Raw genomic sequence first — 1,978 nt, forward strand, 5'->3', positions numbered from 1 at the left:
CTTTGAACGACATCTCAACCGGATGCGTAAAGTCTATCGTCGCAAGCTCGACGTCTTAATCCAATCACTTCGCCGGATTCCTGCCTTACGATTGACCGGCGAAAGTGCGGGGCTCCATGTCGTCGTTTCCGTAGCGAACGGGATGACGGAGCAGGAGCTCGTAAAGCGGGCACAACAACAAGGCATCCAAGTATATGGTCTTTCTCAATATGCCCAGTTACCGCTTCTCTCCGATACGCCTCAAATCGTCCTTGGATTTGCGAGTCTCTCTGAGCAAGAGTTGATAGAAGGATTACGATTGTTGATGGACGCGTGGGATTTGCATAAATCATCATGAAAAAAGCCTCGCCTTTCTACTAGAGAAAGACGAGGCTTTTGTTTATTGACGTGTATAGTTCGATGCTTCTTTTGTAATTTGAATATCGTGCGGGTGGCTCTCTTGCAAACCAGCGCCCGTCATACGGATGAACTGTGTCTCTTCACGCAATTCTTCTAACGTTGCAGCGCCACAGTATCCCATACCTGAACGAATACCACCAACCAGTTGGTACACCGAATCACCAAGTTTACCACGGTAAGCGACACGTCCTTCGATTCCTTCTGGAACGAACTTCTTGTCTGCTTCTTGGAAGTAACGATCTTGGCTACCGCGTTTCATCGATGCTTCAGAACCCATACCACGGTACGTTTTGAATTGACGTCCTTGGTAGATTTCCATCTCACCTGGGCTCTCTTCTACTCCTGCAAGTAAGCTTCCGAGCATGACAGCGTGACCGCCAGCAGCAAGTGCTTTTACGATATCTCCAGAATACTTGATGCCACCGTCAGCGATGATTGAGACACCATGTTTCCGTGCTTCTGTCGCACAATCGAAGACGGCTGTGATTTGTGGTACACCGACGCCTGCGACAACACGTGTCGTACAGATCGAACCAGGTCCGATACCAACTTTGATGACAGATGCACCGGCTTCAATCAAATCGCGTGTTGCTTCTGCCGTCGCAACGTTACCCGCAATGATTGGTAAGTTTGGATATTCTTCACGAAGTTCACGTACTTTGAGAAGAACACCTTCTGAGTGACCGTGTGCCGTATCGACGACGAGTGCATCGACACCTGCATCGACAAGGAACTTCGCGCGCGTCGAAGCGTCTTTCGTTACGCCGACAGCTGCTGCGACGAGTAAACGTCCGAAATGATCTTTCGCAGCATGTGGATACTGTTCGACTTTTTCGATATCCTTTGTCGTGATTAACCCTTTTAATACACCGTTCTCATCAACGAGTGGTAACTTTTCGATGCGATGTTTGTGGAGAATCTGTTCTGCTTCAGCAAGGGACGTACCAACTTTTGCTGTCACGAGTTCTTCTGTCGTCATCACCGTTTCAATGACAGTCGAGTAATCCTTGACGAAACGAAGATCACGGTTCGTCAAAATCCCTACTAATTTACGCTCTGTTTCGTTATTAACGATTGGAACACCAGAGATGCGGTACTTGCTCATCAAATACTCAGCATCGTAAACTTGACGCTCTGGCGTCAAATAGAACGGATTCGTGATGACACCATTTTCAGAACGTTTGACGCGATCGACATGTTCTGCTTGTTCTTCCATTGACATATTCTTATGAATGACACCAAGACCACCTTGACGTGCCATCGCGATTGCCATCGGTGCTTCTGTGACGGTATCCATCCCAGCACTGATCAACGGAATATTAAGTGTGATCCCTTCACATAGCGTGACAGATAAATCAACGTCGCGCGGCAAGACACTCGAACGACGGGGTACGAGTAAGACGTCATCAAACGTCAAACCCTCTTTAGCAAATTTGTTCTCCCACATGTTATCCACTCGCTTTCTCTTTTATAAAAGAATATTGATGTTATGGTAACAAGCAGAGGGTGTCATGTCAATGACTCGACCAATAATCAGAACAGTCTGAAGTTTCACATAACACAAAAAGACCGACCTGCA

At 47.2% G+C, this 1,978-nt stretch carries 1 protein-coding gene and 1 pseudogene; one reads left to right on the plus strand and one right to left on the minus strand.

What is annotated here, in order from left to right; genetic code table 11:
- A pseudogene (locus B3G15_RS13480) lies at positions 1-337 on the plus strand (PLP-dependent aminotransferase family protein); the annotation flags it as partial.
- Between the two features lie 42 nt (positions 338-379).
- On the opposite strand, the gene guaB reads toward B3G15_RS13480, so the two are convergent.
- Entirely contained in the window at positions 380-1,846 is a 1,467-nt protein-coding gene (gene guaB / locus B3G15_RS13485) for an IMP dehydrogenase (protein WP_064299185.1), read from the minus strand.
- Positions 1,847-1,978 lie beyond the last annotated feature (132 nt).

This window comes from Exiguobacterium sp. UBA1053, from assembly GCF_002316465.1.
Taxonomy (GTDB): Bacteria; Bacillota; Bacilli; order Exiguobacteriales; family Exiguobacteriaceae; genus Exiguobacterium_A; species Exiguobacterium_A abrahamii.